The organism is Janthinobacterium sp. PC23-8 (assembly GCF_002250505.1).
Classification (GTDB): Bacteria; Pseudomonadota; Gammaproteobacteria; order Burkholderiales; family Burkholderiaceae_D; genus Janthinobacterium.
Map to the genome: position 1 here is coordinate 2,461,325 of NZ_NJGY01000001.1, position 14,758 is coordinate 2,476,082.

The 14,758-nt window shown below is 64.1% G+C and carries 11 protein-coding genes; 1 reads left to right on the top strand and 10 read right to left on the bottom strand.

The genetic code is table 11. The features are described 5' to 3' along the window. Position 1 precedes the first annotated feature (1 nt). The 4 genes from CD932_RS10585 to CD932_RS10600 all read right to left on the bottom strand — a co-directional run bounded on the left by CD932_RS10585 (position 2) and on the right by CD932_RS10600 (position 5,448). Positions 2-880: a hypothetical protein gene (locus CD932_RS10585; RefSeq protein ID WP_094442604.1), complete on the bottom strand. Its 879-nt coding sequence runs from the start codon at positions 878-880 to the stop codon at positions 2-4. Further along, a complete protein-coding gene (gene trxA, locus CD932_RS10590) occupies positions 881-1,210 on the bottom strand; it encodes a thioredoxin (protein WP_094442605.1) in 330 nt (109 codons plus the stop codon). A gap of 91 nt (positions 1,211-1,301) precedes the next feature. Further along, entirely contained in the window at positions 1,302-3,056 is a 1,755-nt protein-coding gene (locus CD932_RS10595) for an ABC transporter ATP-binding protein/permease (protein WP_094442606.1), read from the bottom strand. A gap of 16 nt (positions 3,057-3,072) precedes the next feature. Continuing rightward, positions 3,073-5,448, bottom strand: coding sequence for a TonB-dependent siderophore receptor (locus CD932_RS10600; protein ID WP_094442607.1), 2,376 nt, complete (start codon positions 5,446-5,448; stop codon positions 3,073-3,075). Positions 5,449-5,593: 145 nt separating this feature from the next. Between CD932_RS10600 and CD932_RS10605 the strand changes: the two genes are divergently transcribed. Beyond that, entirely contained in the window at positions 5,594-7,075 is a 1,482-nt protein-coding gene (locus tag CD932_RS10605) for a PLP-dependent aminotransferase family protein (protein WP_094442608.1), read from the top strand. Positions 7,076-7,259: 184 nt separating this feature from the next. Here the strand turns inward: CD932_RS10605 and CD932_RS10610 are convergent, their stop codons facing one another. The 6 genes from CD932_RS10610 to rhaI all read right to left on the bottom strand — a co-directional run bounded on the left by CD932_RS10610 (position 7,260) and on the right by rhaI (position 14,751). Beyond that, positions 7,260-8,612 carry an MFS transporter gene (locus CD932_RS10610; protein WP_094443575.1) on the bottom strand — a complete coding sequence of 451 codons (1,353 nt, stop codon included), beginning with the start codon at positions 8,610-8,612 and terminating at the stop codon, positions 7,260-7,262. 89 nt (positions 8,613-8,701) lie between these two features. Next, the gene (tcuB, locus tag CD932_RS10615) at positions 8,702-9,874 is read right to left on the bottom strand and encodes a tricarballylate utilization 4Fe-4S protein TcuB (RefSeq protein WP_094442609.1); all 1,173 of its coding nucleotides are present in this window, start codon (positions 9,872-9,874) and stop codon (positions 8,702-8,704) included. Next, positions 9,861-11,264 carry an FAD-dependent tricarballylate dehydrogenase TcuA gene (gene tcuA / locus CD932_RS10620; protein ID WP_094442610.1) on the bottom strand — a complete coding sequence of 468 codons (1,404 nt, stop codon included), beginning with the start codon at positions 11,262-11,264 and terminating at the stop codon, positions 9,861-9,863. The genes tcuB and tcuA overlap by 14 nt, the downstream gene beginning before the upstream one ends. A gap of 78 nt (positions 11,265-11,342) precedes the next feature. Further along, a complete protein-coding gene (locus CD932_RS10625; protein WP_094442611.1) occupies positions 11,343-12,269 on the bottom strand; it encodes a LysR family transcriptional regulator in 927 nt (308 codons plus the stop codon). A 75-nt stretch (positions 12,270-12,344) separates the two neighbouring features. Beyond that, complete coding sequence (locus CD932_RS10630; protein ID WP_094442612.1) at positions 12,345-13,355, bottom strand: bile acid:sodium symporter family protein; 1,011 nt, start codon at positions 13,353-13,355, stop codon at positions 12,345-12,347. Between the two features lie 100 nt (positions 13,356-13,455). Next, positions 13,456-14,751: an L-rhamnose catabolism isomerase gene (rhaI, locus tag CD932_RS10635; RefSeq protein WP_094442613.1), complete on the bottom strand. Its 1,296-nt coding sequence runs from the start codon at positions 14,749-14,751 to the stop codon at positions 13,456-13,458. Positions 14,752-14,758: the final 7 nt, after the last annotated feature.

Genomic DNA, 14,758 nt, shown 5'->3' on the forward strand with positions numbered 1-14,758 from the left:
CTCAGATGCGTTTCAGTTGTTCGATCAGGACCTCGGCGGCACGCCGGTTTGCGTAGGCGTAAGCCTCACGGTCAAGTTGCATTTTCCATTGGATCTTGGCCTCGACCTCCGGATAGTGCTCTTTGAGTAGCGTGAACACGGTGGTACCCTTTCCCTGCAACTCGGGCCTGTCAGCCAGGTAGGTGTCCCACATCAGTTTGAGATGGGTGCGGATCTCGTTGTCGATCTCGACCGTGTAGCCGGCCTCCGCACAAGCCTTGTGGACGGCGGCCTGGCTGTAGACGCGCAGGGTGTCGAACACGACCGCCTTCGACGTCGTCGGATCCCAGGCCGCAGTCTCGACACATGTCGACAGGCTTTTCATCACTTCCGACTCCAGCGTATCGGTCAACGCCGTCGCGGCGCGGCGCACGGGACGCCACTCGGCCGGTGCCGGGCGCTCGCCTTCCAGCACCCTGCGTTGCAGGCCCTGCACCTGTTCGGACAGGTGTTTCAGTTCGGCCGGAATGTCCGTCAGCTTGCCGACGAATTCATCGGCATCGGCCAGGACGCTGATGATCACGGCGCTGCCCGCCCGCGACACGTCCGCCCCGGGACGGACGGCGCCCAGCAGGTCGGTGCCGAACGCCAGCGCGGCGTCGACAGATTCCTGCGCGGCGGCGACGCCATCGGCGGTCAATGCCAGCCATTGCGGCAGGCCGAGCGTCTGCTCCCATTGAGTCAGGTCGTCGCTTTCAAGGATGCAGCCGACCAGGCTGCCCTTGCTGCCGTCCCACTTGAGCGGCCCCGGGGCCAGGCATTCGGCCACGGCATTGCGGCGCAGACGTTCGATGGCTGCGTCGCGCAGGGCCGGATCGGATTGATAGGCGTTCAGACTCATTCAGGCCTCCAGCTTCTCGTCGAGCAGGGCCGCGAGACGGGTTTTGGATTGGGTGCCGAGCAGGCGGGCGCACTCCACGCCGTCCGAGAACAGCAGCAGCGATGGCAGGCCGCGAACGGCCAGCTGTTCGCCGATCTGCTTGTTTTCGTCCGCATTGACCTTGACGATGCGCACTTCGGGATATTCGTCGGCGAGGTCGGCGAGGATGGGGGCGAGCGCCTTGCACGGGCCGCACCATTCGGCCCAGAAGTCCACCAGAACGAGGCCAGGGACCTTGAGAACGTCGGTTTCGAAGGACGCGTCAGTTGCATTCAGGATGGTCGAAGTCATATTTGTTTCCTTATTAAGATTGCGAGAAGCCAGCACACCCAGATTAACAGCCATGTCATGCAATGTAACGGGGAGCAATAGGCAGTTTTTGTCAGACGGTATCGCGCGTAGTTTCAGTACAGTTATGCGATCTGTCAGGGGTTGGTGGGGCGTCGCTCACGGCGCCAACGTCGAGCGCATGGTCGTGGAAGCGGGCCAGTTCCGGCCGGTGCGCGACGCTGACGATCGCCGCATGCGGCAGCGATTCGACCAGGGCCGTGTAGAGGCGGGTTTCCAGTACCGGGTCGAGCGCGCTGGTCGCCTCGTCGAGGAAGACGAAATCCGGCGCGTGCAGCAGCACGCGCGCGAACGCAACGCGCTGCTGTTCGCCGCCCGACAGCTGTTTCTGCCAGTTGTCGTACACGGCGAGGTTTTCGATCCGCTGGTCGAGCCCGCATTGCGCGAGCACCCGGCGGCAGCTATCGTCGTCGAAATCCTCGGCTGCGCGCGGGTAGCACAGCGCCTCCTTGAACGGCCCGGTTGGCAGGTAGCTGCGCTGCGGAACGAACATCACCGCCGCACCTTCCGGCAGATTCACCTCGCCGGCGCCGTACGGCCACAGGCCCGCGAGCACGCGCAGCAGGGTACTCTTGCCGACGCCGGACGGGCCGCGCACGATCCAGCGCTCGCCCGGCGCGATGCGCAGCGGGCCGAGGCGCGTCAGCGTGCGCTGCATCGGATCGAGCAGCGTCAGCGGGCCGGTCGCGAGCACCGGCGCCGGCTGGCGCGTTAACGTGAAGCCGCTCTGGCGCAGGTGCGCCTTGTGGATGGCCCATTCCAGGTCGCGCACGCGGTTGGCGAGGGAAAGCCATTCGGCTGCCATCTCGTACGACTGGCTGAAAAAGTTCAGCGTATTGCTGAGCATGCTGAACGCGCCGGCGATGCTGACCACGCCACCCAGCGTGATCTGGCCGGTCAGGTACAGCGGCAGCGCGGCGATGGTCGGCAGGCCGGTGAACAGGTGGGAATACGCGGACGAGGTCAGCATCACCTTGGCGCGCCGGATGATCAGCGCGGCCGTATTGTCCCGGACCCGGGCGAACAGGCCGGTCAGGCGGCGCCGCTCGGTCCCGGCGCCGCCGTAGAAGGCGATCTGCTCCGCGTTTTCCCGGATCTGCATGGCGCCGTAACGGAAGTCCGCTTCGACGGTCTGCTTTTCGATGTTCAGGCCAACGAGCCGCTTGCCGACCCAGTGCGCCAGCAGCAGGCTGCCGATGTTGTAGGCGTAGGCGACGAAGACCAGCGTGCCGGGAATGGCGAACGTCATGCCGGAGATCTCGAACCGCAACAAGCCCGACATGCCCCACAACACTGCGGTAAAGCTGACCATGTTGACGAGCATGCCCAGGAAATTGAAGAACAGAGTCAGCGATTGCGTCGTATACAAGCGGACGTCTTCCGCGATCCGCTGGTCGGCGTTGCTCAACCGGCCGTCGCGTTCGATGTCGTAAAAGGCATGCGCCGCCAGCCATTCCCGCTGGAGCTTCTCGGTCATCCACGTGCGCCATCGTAGCCCGAGGAAGTTCTGTACCGCCATGTAGACGACCGACACCGTTCCGATGCACAGTCCGGCGACGATGGCCGCCGCCAGGACCGGCCAGATCTTGTCCCATTTCATGGTCAGCAGGGAGTCCGTCACCTCGCCTGTCAGCTGGTTGGCCCAGATGGCGAGGTAAGTGCTGCCAAAGACGGTGGCCAGCATGACGGCGAGCATGGCGTAGACTTTCCAGCTTCCCCCCTGTCGCCAGTAGCTGAACGCCAGGGTGGAAAGACTGGGCCGGAGTGGTGCGTGCAGCGTTTTATGCATCGTTCGTGCCCTGTTGTTACTGGAAGCTGCGCTTGACCGTCAGCACGTACGCGCGGCCGGTCATGACCGGGATGTAGTTACTGCCGCTCGTGGTGTCGTACAGCAGGCGGTCGAACACATTCTTCACGCCCACCGTCGCGCTCCAGGGTCCCGTCGTATAGTAAACGCTGGCGTCTACCTGGGCGCCACCTGGCACGATGAACGGCTGCCACGTCGAGCCGAGGCTGCTGCTCTTGCCCGAAATCCCCGCGCCGATCCCGAGGCCCTTCAGGTCGGCCTGCTGGAATCTGTACACGGCCCACAGGTTTGCCTTGTGCTTCGGCTGCCCGGCGAACAGCGCGTTGGGGTCGGCCATGTCCTTGACCTGCGTGTAGGTGTAGTTGAAGATCGCTTCCAGCCCCGGCAGCAGCCGGCCTTGCGCATCGATTTCCGCGCCCTGGGTACGCTGCCCCTGGCCCACGTTGTAGCAATTTTTGATGCGGTCATAGAACAGCCGGTTCGCTTGCTGCAGCGAGTATGCGCTCGTCGTGAGGGTGAATTTGCTGTCGAACAGGTCAAACTTGGCGCCGATTTCGCGGTTGCGGGTCTGCTCGGGCGGCACGATGCTGCCATTGCACGCCAGGGTTGAACTCGGCTGGAAGCCTTCTGCGAAACTGGCGTACAGCGACGTCTTGTCATTGAGATGGTACACCAGGCCGACGCCCGGTGTCGTGTGATACGTCTTCAGGCCCGGCTCGGTGTAGAAGACATTTTTCGGCGTGGCGAATTCGGTGGTTGTGAGCTCGGGCACGGTGTAGCGGCTACGCCGCACGTTGACAAGCAGGTTCCAATCCCCGTAAGTCATCAAGTCCTGCGCGTAGATGCCGCGCTGGCGCTGTACGATGGGCCTGGTATAACTGCGCGTGGCGGCGCGCTCGCGCAGATCCTGGAAGTTGTATGGCGTCGGCGAATACACCGGGACACTCACGGGATCGCCGGAATACTGCGTGTGCTGTATCTCGTTGTTCGTGTGGTTGAAACCGACCGAGAGCTTGTGGCGCACCTCGCCCGTCGGGAAGCTGAGCCGCATGTAGTGGTCGCCGCTGAGCGTGTCCTCCGGCCGCGTCGTGCGCGACGCGAAGAACAGCACGTCGGGTTTCGGCGAGTCCAACGGAGCGCCGTTTTCGTACTCAAGGCCGCCCGGCGCCGAGATGTGCAGGTCGAAATCCTGGTGGGTGCTCTGCAGGCGGCTGATCAGCACGACGTTGTCGGTGAACTTTTGTTCCAGCTGGTAGCCGAAGCGGCGCACCTTGACGTCGACGCCGTCGGCGCGATTGCCCAGCAGCCGGTTCGGCACGGGCAGGATCACGCCGTCGCCGCGCGCAAACGTGTAGCTCTCCAGCGGTTTCTTGTCCTTCGAGTAATCGGCACTGGCGATGAAGTCGGTCTTGCCGTCCTTCCAGCGCAGCGCCTGCAGGAACGACTTGTTCTGCTTGCCGTCCATGCCAACCTCGTTGCGATTGATGTCCTGTATGCTGGCGACCGTCCGGTACGTGAACCGTTCGTCGTCGCCGATTTTGTCCGACAGGTCAGCTCCGATCATCTTTTCGCCGAACGACCCGATTTGCACGGTCAGGTCGCGGATCGTGTTCGCCTGTGGCTTTTTGACAACGATGCTCACCGCGCCGCCCAGTGAATTGCCGCCCGACAAGATCGCTTGCGGTCCCTTCAGTACCTCGACGCGCTCCACGGAGAGCGCACTTCGGTAAACGGCGCTGTTGTCGGTGACGCCGTTCGTATACGAGGTCGCGGAGAAGCCGCGCACGCCGAACGCCGTGTTGCTCTGCGGCGACTTGGCGAGGTTGATGCCGCTGACGTTGCGCAGCGCCTCCGTCAGGTCCGTCGCCTGCTGCGATTCCAGCACCTTGCTGGTGATGAGGGTGACCGAGCCAGGTACGCTGTGCAGGCTGGTGCCGCTGCGGGTCGAGGTATCCGAGCGGTCCGCCTTGAACTCCGTCTCTGCCTGGTCGCGCCGCGCCACCACCTCGACCTTCGTGACCGGCGTGACGGCGAGGGCGCCGGCGCCGTCGTCTTGCACGACGTAGCGCATGCCGGCCAGTGCCTGGTTGAGGGCCGCAGCGGCGCTCAAGTTGCCGTTCACCGCTTTGGCGCGCTCCTTGGCCAGGTCGGCGCGATCGAAGTCGATGCGGCGGCCACTGATTTTTTCGATCGCTTCGAGCATCTGCACGAGCGGGCCAGCTTTCAGGTCATAGTCATGCAACGAAGCCACGTTGCCGGCGGCCGGAGCCTGCTGGGCATGGACGCCGGACGGCGCGCTCAAGGCGAAGATGCCGGCGAGCGCACCGGGGAGAATCACCTGGCGTAGGGCTAAACGTGAATTCTTGCGATGCATGATGGACACCCTTTATAATGAAAGTTAGTGTCATCAATATATTCTGTCATACTCCTGTAACAACAGTACAGTATTGGCGCATATCCTCCTTTTCGTACTGACGAATTCATCATGCAGGAATTCGCGCCGCTTGCCAGGAGACCTCATGTCCCGCGGACGTCCCGTTCATCGCCCCGCAGTCACGTTCAACAAGGAAGCGCTCATCCCGGCGGCCGGCGGCTGCAAACGTACGTCGCTGGTGGACCGCATCTTCGAGCGCATCGTTGCCGAGATCCAGTCGGGCCGGCTGGCACCGGCCAAGCGCATACACTCGGTACGCCAGCTGGCCGACGAGTGCGAAGTGAGCAGGGACACCGTCGCGCGCGCGTACGACAAGCTGGTCGCGCACGGATACCTGGAGTCGCGCGCCGGGTCGGGATTCTTTGTTCGGGCGCAGCGCAGGCCGGTGCAGGCGCCCATCGAGGCCGGCGCGGTGCCAACGCTGCCTGACTGGTGGCGTTTCCAGCTGGTGCAGCCTGCCGCAAATCTCTCCAGCATGCCGGGTCTCGGCTTGTTGCCCTCCGACTGGCTTGACGAGACCGGCCTTGCCAAGGCCATGCGCGCCGTGGCGCGGGGCAGCATGCGCAGCTTCACGGGCTACGGCGACACGTTGGGCTATCTGCCGTTGCGCCAGCAGTTGCAGGCCAAGCTGCGCGACCTGCACATCGATGCGCCGGTGGCGCGCATCATGGTCACGGCCGGGGCCACGCATGCGCTGCACCTGATCATCCTGGCCTGGTTGCGGACACCCGGTGAGCAGGTGCTGGTCGAAGACCCTTGTTCCTTCCTGCTGCGCGACCGCCTGTTGGCCTCCGGCCTGCACCTGTTATGGGTACCGCGCGAGGCCGACGGGCCGAACATCGAGGCCCTGCGTGACTACTGCACGCAGCATCGCCCGAGGTTCTTCTTCTGCAATTCGGTGCTGCACAACCCGACGTCCAGCCACATCTCGCCGCACAAGGCGTTCCAGATCCTGCGCCTGGCGGAAGAATTCGACCTGATCATCGTCGAGGACGACACGTACTGCGACCTGATGCCGCCCGGCGCCGCAGTCCCCGCGACCCGGCTCGCGAGCCTGGATCAGCTGCAGCGCGTCATCTACATCGGCAGTTTTTCGAAAACCATCGCCCCCGGTCTGCGCGTCGGTTACATGTGCGCAAACGCGAAGATCCTCGATTGGCTGCAGGTGTACCGGACCGTCAGCGAGATCGCGGCGCAATCGGTCGGCGAGCGCGTGATCTACCAGTTGCTGTCGCAGGGCGGCTACCGCCATCATTGCGCGCAGCTGCGCAGCCGGCTCGACGAGTGCCGGCAGCCGGTCATCGAGGCGCTGGGCGCGCTTGGCTGCACCGTGGACGGCGATACCAGCGCGGGCATGTACGTGTGGGCGACGCTGCCGCACGATCTCGATGCCATGCCGTTGGCCGACGAGCTGTTGAAACAGGGCCACCTGCTGGCGCCTGGCGTTCTGTTTTCGCTTGACAGACATGCCGCGTCGAAGATGCGCTTCAACGTCACTCGTACGCTAGCCAGTCCGGCGTTACCGGCGCTGAAACGTCTGATCCAGGCACGGGCCCGCGCAGCATAAGGACCAGTCGATCCACCCGAGCGGAGCATCGCCCCACAGGTGAACGGCATTGCCGGCTGGCTTCCCGGCGCCTTTTTTACGGCGTAGACACCGGCTTTTCTTTACCCTCATCCCTGCGCGCATAGCGCTGCGCAATCACCGCGCGCACCATCAACTGGATCTGGTGAAACTGCGTGCGAAGGAGTCAGGCGCGCGCAGCTGACCGGCCTTGGCGGGCGGCGCTTTCCTGCTGCTCGCCGCGACTCGCCGCGCCACCGCGCCGGTAGAGTATCAAGGTCGCCACCAGCCCGCACAGTGCCGCGAAACTCATCCACAGGCCGGGCGAGGCCTTGTTGGCGGTCAGTTCAATCAGATAGGTCGATATGGCGGGAGTAAAGCCGCCGAAGACAGCGGTGGCAAGGCTGAAGGCGAGCGAGAAGCCGACTACCCGGACGTTGACAGGCATGACTTCTGTCAACGCCACGACCATGGCGCCGTTGTACATGCCGAAATAGAACGAGAACAACAGCAATACCGCCAGCAAATGCCCAAAGCTGGGGTTGGCGACCAGCCACAACATCGCCGGGTAAGCGGTCAGCAGCGCCAGCAGGGAGATGCCGACCAGGATGGGTTTGCGGCCGATGCGGTCCGATAGCGCGCCGCCGATTGGCAGCCAAATGAAATTGGACAGTCCCACCAGCAGCGTGACCAGCAGGCTGTCTGCCGTACTCAAGTGCAGCACGCTACGGCCGAAGGTCGGCGTGTAGACGGTGATCAGGTAGAAAGTGGTGGTGGTCATCGCGACGAACAGCATGCAGGTCAGTACCGTGCGCCAGTTGCGCAGCATCGATTCGAACACTTCGCGGGTGTCGGGGTGATGTCGGCGCGCCTGGAAGTCGGCAGTCTCCTGCAGGCTTTTGCGCAGAATGAAGATGAAAGGCACGATCGCGCAGCCGATGAGGAACGGGATGCGCCAGCCCCACGCGGCCACCTGCTCCGGCGACAGCCACTGATTCAAGCCGTATCCCAGCGCCGCCGCCATCACGATGGCGACCTGCTGGCTGGCCGATTGCCACGCGGTGTAAAAACCCTTGCGCCCCGGGGTGGCGATCTCCGCCAGGTAGACTGAAACGCCGCCAAGTTCGGCCCCGGCCGAGAAACCTTGCAGCAGGCGGCCGAGCAGCACCAGCGCGGGCGCGAGCAGGCCGATCGATGTGTATCCTGGAACCAGCGCAATGAGGACCGTGCCGCTGGCCATGATCGAGAGCGTCACGATCAGTCCCTTGCGACGCCCAGCCTTGTCGATGTAGGCGCCGAGGATGATCGCGCCGAGCGGGCGCATCAGGAAGCCGGCGCCGAACACCGCGAATGTCAGCATCAGTGACGCAAACTCGCTATCGACTGGAAAGAATACCTTCGAAATATAGTGCGCGTAGAAGCCGAACAGGAAGAAGTCGAACTGTTCGAGAAAGTTGCCGCTGGTCACACGCAGTACAGCGCCGAACTTCGATGGGGGTGCAGCAACCGTTGCGCCTGTATGGCTGATTTTGCCGGTCATGTTGGTGTCTCCGTATTTTTGGGTTATGCCGTTGGTCTTGAACGCGATGCGCCGGGCAAAGGCGTCATCGGACGTCATTCGCTTGCGGTTCAGTCGTCGCCCAGCTGCAGCGAGCTCGGCTGGCGTTTCTCGATCGCCCACTTGAGAAGCGCCGCGCTGCGGAATATGCCGTGGGCAAACTTGCCGTATGGCAGTGTGAGAAACAGCGCCATCACCGTGCCGAGGTGCAGGCACAGCACCAGCGTCAGGGCGGGCGTGGCGCGCGCCAGCATCAGCATCAGGCCGCTCGCGGCCGTCAGGAACAGCAGCGCAATGAAGCCGCGGTCCATCGGCTTCTGGGCGGCATCGCCTTGCAGGGGATGGCGGCGCAGGTTCAGCACGAACAGGCCGGCGGTGCCGAACAGCAAGGCAACGCCGCCGCTGATGCCCAGCAGCTTGGGCAGGCTGCCGAAAGCGTAGGGCGCCTCCCAACCGAACAGATAGTGATACAGGGTGGCCGTGCCGGTGGCCGCGAAGCACAGCATGAAGCCGTAAAACGTCAGGTGGTGGCAGCGTCGCCGCGCCATCGAGAAGGCATCGTCGGCATTGTTGCAGCCGGCGCCATGGCCACCGCCCAGGAATTTCAGGCGCAGCACCTTGTCGGCGGCGTCGCCGACGGCCGCTGCCGAGGCGGCGCCGGGCGTGACGTCGCGCCAGAAGCGCCGCACGCCCAGGCCCAGCGCCAGCAGCGCGAACAGGAAGATGGGCGCGAACAGGCTCACCATCAGCTTATGCGGAAAAACCGCATAAAAGCTGCCGCCCATCGGTACCTGCAGAAGCGAACCCTGGCCGCTGGCGGCGAGCGCCAGGAACAACGCCAGCCCGGCCACCAGCGCCAGCGACAGCGCCAGGCCGTTGCGTTTGTACAGTGCCCCCAGGGCGGGCGGCCAGGCGTAATCGGTATAGGTTTCAAGGCGCACCTTGGCCATGGCCTGCGGCACGTTGATGGCGAATTCGTGCGGCGGCGCGTATTGGCAGGCATGCAGGCAAGCGCCGCAGTTGTGGCACAGGTTGGCCAGGTAATTGATGTCGGCCTTGTTGAACTCCAGCCGCCGTGTCATGGCCGGAAATACGGCGCAGTAGCCTTCGCAATAACGGCAGGAATTGCAGACCGTCATCTGACGCCCGACTTCGACTTCATTCGCGCTCAGGATAGGGATCGTGGGATAGCCGCCCCTGGCCAGCGTGCTGGCCTCGCGCGTCAGGGATTCAAGCTGTTGCATGGTGTACTTTCTTTGCAGCGAGTGCCGCCTGAGTGCCGGCGATACGCCCGAAGGCGGTGCCGATGGCCATGCCGACGCCGGCGGTGTAGCCCTGGCCAAGCACGTTGCCGGCCATCATTTCACCGGCGACGAAGAGATTCGGACTGGGGCGTCCGCCGAAGTGCACGGCGGCATGTTCGTCGACCTTCAGGCCCAGATAGGTGAAGGTGACGCCCGGGCGCAGCGCGTAGCCATAAAATGGCGCGGTGTCGACAGGCCGCGCCCAGTGCGTCTTGGCGGGCGCCAGGCCGGCGGTGCGGCAGTCGTCGAGCGCGGTGTGGTCGAAGTTGCCGGGACGGCAGGCGGCGTTGTAATCGTGCACCGTCTGCACGAAGGCCTGTTCAGGCAGGCCGAGCAGGCGGGCCAGTTCGGGCAGCGTGTTGGCCACGGTGCCGGGAAACACCGGCGGCATGAAGCGGCCGATGGCTTTCTGGTCGGTGATGGAGTAGGCGATCTGGCCCGGCTGCTGCGCCACCAGGCGGCCCCATATTGCGTAGCGCTTGGGCCAGAAGTCCTCGCCCTCGTCGTAAAAACGGTCGCCTTCGCGATTGACCACGACGCCGAGCGAGACACAGTCGATGCGGGTGCAGATGCCGCCGTCGTAGAGCGGCGCGCGGGCGTCGATCGCCACCATGTGGGCCTGGGTCGGGTCGCCAATTGCGTCGGCGCCGGCAGCGATCATGTGCTTGAGCAACACGCCTTCGTTGAAGCGCGTACCGCGGATCAGGAAATTGTCGGACGGCCATTCGCCGCGCGCGTTCTGGCCCCATGCTTCGCGCAGCCATTCCCGGTTCGACTCGAAGCCGCCGGCCGCCAGCACACAGCTTTTCGCGGCAATGCGTTCGCCCTTGGCCGTATGCACGGCAACAAAGCGGTCACCGTCGAGCTCGACGGACACCACCGGCGTGTCATAGCGCAGCTCGACGCCGAGCTGTTCGGCGCTGCGGAAATAGGCGTTCACCAGGGCCTTGCCGCCGCCCATGAAAAAGGCGTTGGTGCGGGCCACATGCAGCGCGCCCGATAGCGGCGGCTGGAAGTGCACGCCATGCCGGCGCATCCAGTCGCGGCAGCTCGACGAAGCGCGAATCGCGAGGCGCGCCAGCTTTTCGTCGGTGATGCCGCCAGTGACCTTGAGCAGGTCCTGCCAGTATTCTTCCTCTGAATAAGCGTCGATCAGTACGTCTTGTGGCGCCTCATGCATGCAGCGCAGGTTGCGCGTGTGTTGCGAGTTGCCACCGCGCCATTCACGCGGCGAAGCCTCGATCAGCAGGACCGAAGCGCCCGCCTCGCGCGCCATCAGTGCCGCACACAGTGCCGCATTGCCGCCACCAATGACCAGTACATCCACCATCGAATACCTCCTTGTTGTGGGGGTAAATTCTAGGTGGACTGGTTCAACTCCGGTAGTGGCCGGTTACACAAGCGGCGTTCAGGATTCGTGAAGACTTGCACCGGGCCATTCGGCGCCGGTAACCAGTTCGCGCACCACGTCGCGCAGCACGATGCGGCTGGCCAGCACTGCGGGCGAGAGCTCATCCTCAGGCAGGCTGGCCAGCTGGTTGCGGCGGCGCACGCCGGCGTCCGCCACCTGCACCAGCCGTACCTCGGAGGCAGGAAGGCGCGAGGTTGCCGCGCCGGGCTGGATGGTCGCCGCCAGCCCGGCGCGGACAACATCCATCAGGATGGCCAGGCCGTCGATGTCGGCAACGATGTTCGGTTCGCACTTGGCCTGCGCAAACGCGGTCGCCACGATCGCCCGCAAGCCGTGGGTGCCGCTCGGCATGGCCAAGGGCAGCGCGCCGATCTCCCGGAGACGCACTTGCTTGCCCTTCGGCATGCCAACCAGCTGCGGGGAGCCGATGACAAACAGACTTTCATCAAGGAGCGGTGTCGCGCTCAGGCGTTTGGCCCCGTCCGTCTCGAACAGGATCGCCAGGTCGAGTTGGCGCGCATTGAGCATGGCCGCGAGGTTGCCTGACAGGCTTTCGACAAGATGCAAACGGATATCTGGATAGCGGGCACGCAAGCCGTTCATGAACGGCAGCGCCAGCACCGATGCCGTCGATGGCGCAAGACCGACGCTCACGTGCCCGGACAGGCGCGCGTGCTGCGCGGCGCGGGCCGCCTCGTCGACATGGCGCAGTGCCAGCTGCGCCTGGCGCCAGAAGGCAAAGCCGGCGTCAGTGGGGACGACGCCCGTTGTCGTGCGGCGTAACAGGCGGGTGGAGAGTTCGCCTTCCAGCCGGCTGATTTGCTGGCTGAGGGTAGAGGTGACCACGCCCAGGTCTGCGGCCGCCCGGCCCATGCTTCCCAATTCGACGACGCGGATGAAATAGCGGAGCTGCCGTAGTTCCATGGTTCACCGGTGCAATGAAACGGCGATAGTAGCATGCGTCATTGCGCAGCAAAGGCCGGACATTCAGACACCGCCTCAGCCGTACTTGCTCACTGCCACCTCTTCGTCGCGCCGCGCATATTTCTGCGCAATCACCGCGCACACCATCAATTGAATCTGGTGAAACAGCATCAGCGGCAAAATCACCATGCCCAGCGAGCGGGTCGAGAACAGTACCTTGGCCATCGGCACGCCGCTGGCCAGGCTTTTCTTGGAGGCGCAAAAAACCATGGCGATTTCATCTTCCTTGGAAAAACCCAGGCGGCGGCTGACAAAGGTGGAGATGGCCAGCACCAGTCCCAGCAGCAGCAGGCTGATCAGGCCGAGCGCCACCAGCGTTTCCACCGACAGGGTGTGCCAGATGCCTTCGTTGACCGCTTCGCTGAAGGCCGTGTAGACCACCAGCAGGATCGAACCCTGGTCGACGTATTTCAGTGTCGCTTTGTGGCGGTCGACCCAGCGGCCGATCCAGCGGCGCAGGAACTGCCCGGCCAAAAATGGCAGCAGCAGCTGCATGACGATCGACAGGACGGCGTCGACCGAGGACTTGCTTTCCGCACCCTTGGCGACCAGCAGCCCGACCAGGATGGGGGCGAGAAAGATGCCGATAAAGTTCGAGGCCGAGGCGCTGCAGATGGCGGCAGGGATGTTGCCGCGCGCCATGGCGGTCATGGCGATCGAGGACTGCACGGTGGACGGTAGCGCGCACAGGAACAGGATGCCCATGTACAGCTCGGGCGTGAGGAAGGTCAGGGCCAGCGGACGCAGCGCCAGGCCCAGCAGCGGAAACAAAATGAAGGTGCTGGCCAGCACCAGCAGGTGCAAGCGCCAGTGCAGCGCGCCGGCCACCACGGCTTCGCGCGAGAGCTTGGCGCCGTGCAGGAAAAACAGCAGGCCGATGGCGACGGTGGTGACATGGCCGAACACCACGGCGGTCGTGCCCGAGCACGGCAACAGGCTTGCCAGCGCAACGGTGACGAGCAGGGCGATCGTAAAATTATCGGGTTTCAGATTGCGCAGCAGGGCGCCGGGAGAGAATGAAGACATGCGTAGACCTGGTTGCGGCGCAACCTTGCGCCAGTGCCAGGCATTTTACCTGCTTGCTTGGCGGCATGCCTGGAAGCTGCATGCCGCCCGATCACGGCTCTTACACAATGCCGCTGCTGCTGGCGCCTGCTTTCGGTGGGCGCACCACGCCGCGCGCTTCGCGGTAGCCCGTGGTGCGGTAGCACGCCACCGGATCGATGGCCGCGCCCGAGCGCAGGCGCGCCATGGCCAGAATCGCGCCGACATCCGTGCGGAAGGCCTGCTTCAAGGCTTGCGCGGATGCATGCACATCGTTGCTTTCCTGCAGGTGGCGCAGGCCGGCGCGGTCGACCAGCGCGGACTGGATAAAGGCGCGCTGCACTTCGACGGCGCTGCTCATCAGGCTTTCGATGGGGTCGGTCACATTGTGTGACTGGTCCAGCATGTAGGCGGGCTTGAAGGAGCTGCCTTCGCGTTCGGCCGCATCGGCCAGTTCGTTGAAGACGAGGAACAATTGAAACGGGTTGATGCTGCCCGAATCGAGGTCGTCGTCGCCATATTTGCTGTCGTTGAAATGGAAGCCGCCCAGTTTGCCGAACTGCGCCAGGCGCGCCACGATCATTTCGATATTCGTGTTCGGCGCGTGGTGGCCCAGGTCGACCAGGCATTTGGCTTTCGGTCCCAGTGCGGTGGCGCAGGCAAAGCTGGTGCCCCAGTCGGCAATGGTGGTGGCGTAAAAAGCCGGCTCGAACAGTTTATGCTCGATAAAGATATTCCAGTCGGCGGGCAGGGCGCCGTAGATGTCGCGCATGCTGTCCAGATAGCGTTCGAGTGCGCCGCGCAGATTGTGCTGGCCCGGGAAATTGGCGCCGTCTCCGACCCATACCGTCAGCGCTTTTGAACCCAGTGCGCGGCCCAGTTCGATGCACTCGATATTGTGTTCGACCGCCTGTGCGCGCACGGCCGCGCTTTGCGACGTCAGGCTGCCGTGCTTGTAGGTATGCGCCTGGCCCGGCTGGTCTTGAAACGTGTTGGAGTTGACGGCGTCAAAGCCCAGGCCATGGCCCTGCGCGATTTCGCGCAGGGCGGCCGTGTCGCTGACTTTGTCCCAAGGAAAATGCAGCGAGACGGCCGGCGTGGCTTGCGTCAGTTGATGGATGACGGCGCAGTCTTCGAGCTTTTCAAACACATTGCGCGGCTCGCCCACGCCGGGAAAGCGGGCAAAGCGGGTGCCGCCCGTGCCGGCGCCCCAGCTCGGCACGGCCACGGCAAAGGTTTGGGCCAGCGCCGTCAGTTTTTCGATATCCTGGCCGCGCCGCTCCAGTACGCCGGCCAGCGCCGCGTAGTCGGCATCGAGGTTGGCTTGCAGTGTGGCATTGTGCTCGGCCACCAGGCCTTCGTTGATCATGGTGTTCATGTTGCGT

Excerpts from the sequence above, each read along its gene's own strand:
- CD932_RS10625 (WP_094442611.1), bottom strand. The coding sequence starts at position 12,269 with ATGGAACTACGGCAGCTCCGCTATTTCATCCGCGTCGTCGAATTGGGA.
- tcuB (WP_094442609.1), bottom strand. The coding sequence starts at position 9,874 with ATGCAACAGCTTGAATCCCTGACGCGCGAGGCCAGCACGCTGGCCAGG.
- CD932_RS10630 (WP_094442612.1), bottom strand. The coding sequence starts at position 13,355 with ATGTCTTCATTCTCTCCCGGCGCCCTGCTGCGCAATCTGAAACCCGAT.
- trxA (WP_094442605.1), bottom strand. The coding sequence starts at position 1,210 with ATGACTTCGACCATCCTGAATGCAACTGACGCGTCCTTCGAAACCGAC.
- CD932_RS10605 (WP_094442608.1), top strand. The coding sequence starts at position 5,594 with ATGTCCCGCGGACGTCCCGTTCATCGCCCCGCAGTCACGTTCAACAAG.
- CD932_RS10585 (WP_094442604.1), bottom strand. The coding sequence starts at position 880 with ATGAGTCTGAACGCCTATCAATCCGATCCGGCCCTGCGCGACGCAGCC.
- CD932_RS10595 (WP_094442606.1), bottom strand. The coding sequence starts at position 3,056 with ATGCATAAAACGCTGCACGCACCACTCCGGCCCAGTCTTTCCACCCTG.
- tcuA (WP_094442610.1), bottom strand. The coding sequence starts at position 11,264 with ATGGTGGATGTACTGGTCATTGGTGGCGGCAATGCGGCACTGTGTGCG.
- rhaI (WP_094442613.1), bottom strand. The coding sequence starts at position 14,751 with ATGAACACCATGATCAACGAAGGCCTGGTGGCCGAGCACAATGCCACA.
- CD932_RS10600 (WP_094442607.1), bottom strand. The coding sequence starts at position 5,448 with ATGCATCGCAAGAATTCACGTTTAGCCCTACGCCAGGTGATTCTCCCC.
- CD932_RS10610 (WP_094443575.1), bottom strand. The coding sequence starts at position 8,612 with ATGACCGGCAAAATCAGCCATACAGGCGCAACGGTTGCTGCACCCCCA.